Source organism: Aerococcus sp. L_32, assembly GCF_050689315.1.
In genome coordinates this window covers 1-1,198 of the sequence record NZ_JBOEQF010000537.1, presented here as the reverse complement: position 1 = coordinate 1,198, position 1,198 = coordinate 1, and the positions used below count along the sequence as shown (strand labels likewise).

1 protein-coding gene is annotated in these 1,198 nt (G+C 35.0%); it reads right to left on the bottom strand.

The annotated features are described in order from the left end of the window. Positions 1–121 precede the first annotated feature (121 nt). Entirely contained in the window at positions 122–817 is a 696-nt protein-coding gene (locus tag ACRCJ0_RS14590) for a DsbA family protein (protein ID WP_431387245.1), read from the bottom strand. Between the last annotated feature and the right edge of the window lie 381 nt (positions 818–1,198).

The following is a 1,198-nucleotide window of genomic DNA, read 5'->3' as shown; positions in this document are numbered from 1 at the left end:
AAATAGATTGAAGGGGCTGTAGCATTGACTGCAGTCCTTCTTTCTTGCCGTTTTAAGATTTCAAACCCTCAATGACGAGACGAAAAAAGAGGTCGGAATATTCCGACCTCTTTTGGATATTTTATTTTTTAATACAAGTCAATATTGGCTTTTGACTCATTTCTTGATCCATAGCTTCTTCAGAGGGTACCATCATTTGATCCGTTAGGTATTCTAAGTTTTCAAGAGTGATATTCTCTTCAAGTTTAAAGCCGTATTTGTAATTGATATTATCAAATACAACGACAGTAGGGTTGGCTGAAATTTGCATTTGGCGAGCCAACTTAGCATCAGCAACAATGCTTTCTTGAGTAAGATCTGAATGGATATCTTGCAACCACATGTTCGTATCAAGACGGTTAGATTGCGCGATTTCTAGCATTTTTTCGTGTGAGTAAGGGTTGCCTTGGCGACCGAAGTAATCTTGAATCTTCATCAAGTATTCACGACCAACTTTCTTCCCCTGTAGTAGAGCAGCCTTGTAGCCCTTACAGACTTCTTGATGTGTAAGATACAAGCTGTTACGATCAGCTAAAGATAAAGGTTTATCTAGTTCTTTAATGTAGTTGTTAAAGGTCTGCATATCTGATGTTGTGATAAAACGGAAGTAAACTTTCTTATCCGTTTGTTGTACAAATTTTAACACTTCTTCTTCGCAATTTAAACAAGTGTCACCGAACGGGTTAACAAATAAAAAAACTTCAAACACATGGTTGTGCTTACAGGCGCCTGGCGTGGTTTTTTTACTGCTATTTGTTTGAACAATCTTTTGTGCCATACTCTACTCCTTTACTCATATTTTTTAAAACAATCAAGTTTAATTTCATTTGTTTATTTAACTTGTCTATTGATTAGTTTTAACTAACTATCTAATCACATCGAGTTCTCAACTATTCACCAATTCTAACAGGCCAACTTTAAAACTGCAATCTATTTGTTTAGGCTAAGAGAATTTCATTCGCTTCTTATAGGTAATAGATTGATAGCATAACTGAATTTAGCGTAAGGAATCAGCTTTTGATTGATTCATACGCACGATTTTTTGTTTAATTGGTCGTTGCGGAATTTGAAATTTTTGCAATAAATTTTGATAAAAAAGGAGACCAGTTTCTGGATTACTTGTTTCAACTTCAAGTTCATAATCCTCGTAATCTTGGAA

What these genes read in the sequence shown, in the direction of transcription:
- ACRCJ0_RS14590 (WP_431387245.1), bottom strand. Translation starts at nt 817, where the DNA reads ATGGCACAAAAGATTGTTCAAACAAATAGCAGTAAAAAAACCACGCCA.